The organism is Frankia sp. AgKG'84/4 (assembly GCF_023242965.2).
Taxonomy (GTDB): Bacteria; Actinomycetota; Actinomycetes; order Frankiales; family Frankiaceae; genus Frankia.
This window is the reverse complement of record NZ_JALKFU020001143.1, coordinates 1-1,229: the sequence shown is the minus strand read 5'-3', so window position 1 is coordinate 1,229 and position 1,229 is coordinate 1. Positions and strand designations below refer to the sequence as shown.

Genomic DNA, 1,229 nt, shown 5'->3' with positions numbered 1-1,229 from the left:
GCCCGCGGTGGTGGCGGGCTCGTCGGCCGGCGCGGGCCGCGACGGTGGTGGCGGCGGCGGAACGAACGAGCTGGGCGGGTTGGCGGGTCGCGACGCCGTTGGGATGGTCACCTCGCCGCGGGAGAAGCCACCGCGACGCCGTTCGCCCACGCGGTCAACCGGATCCTGATCATCGCCGGCCGCCGCGTCCCTCCGGCCCGGGACGACCGGGGAGTCGGCGCGGTCCGCCCGGCCCTGACCATCGTCGCCCACCGGCCGCTGGGGAACCGGCACACCCGCGGGATCAGCACGATCCCGCGGGACCGGACCATCGCCATCGCCATCGCCATCGCCCGGATCGTTCGCCGATCGACCGGCGGGGCCGCGCACGCTGCCGGAGGGACCGCGGGCCTGGGCCGGCGGCCCGGACGCGGTGGCGACCGGGGCGGATCGTTCGAGGCGCCGAGGTCTTACCGGCACCTCGAACTGATCAACACCTGCGACCGCCGCCTCGTGGGCGCTGCCATCCACACGACCTCCCGACCCGAATCGTCGCGACCCGGTGGAACGCCGGCATCCGGTTCCACCCAGGAGACTCGCGACGACTCCGAGCGGGTAACACGGTAAAGCCTCAGATCACAGCAGAGGAGACCTCTACGCCAGAACAGTCAGAAAAAGGCTTCTTCGGTATCGAGTATCAACGTTCGGCCACAGGCACATCACCGGGAAAACCTGATCGGACGGACACCCGGACGGTGGGGCCCCACCTGGGGGCACCCCCGGAGCAGGATCGAGCGCCGGCCCGGCCTGAACGGGCCGGTGCCCGCACACCACAAAGACTTCCGCGGCGTTCAGCCGACGAGAACGGGCGAAGACGATCGGTCGGGTGTCATCGCCGCAGCGAAACTCGCACCGGCGTGAACATCGGGATCAACCGGAGGGAACCGCCGGCCGGCTGACCCGGCGCCACCACCGACGAAACCGTCGGCACCGCGACGGAACCGCCCGGCCGGGCGTTACCGCCGTTGTCCGTCATGGCGGCACCGGTCACGGCGAGCATCAGCAGCGCGGCCGAGCCCAGCAGAGTCCGTCGCACACCGGACCTCGGGACGGGCAGCCGCCGCGGCCCCGACGGCCGTCGGGGCCGGCCACGCGCGCCGTCCGGCGACGGTCCGATGCCGGGCAAGCCCGGCGTCGAGGGTCGGGCCGATCCCGCCCGCGGGCCGCGCGGGGACCCACCGGGCCTGGCA

At 73.5% G+C, this 1,229-nt stretch carries 2 protein-coding genes; both read left to right on the top strand.

All coding sequences use genetic code 11. From position 1 onward, the window contains the following. Positions 1 to 606: hypothetical protein (locus MXD58_RS27950; protein WP_250611168.1), on the top strand; the 606-nt coding region annotated here is incomplete at its 5' end. Between the two features lie 407 nt (positions 607 to 1,013). Continuing rightward, positions 1,014 to 1,229, top strand: a 216-nt coding sequence (locus tag MXD58_RS27945) for a hypothetical protein (RefSeq protein WP_250611166.1), incomplete at its 3' end; no start/stop codon positions are given.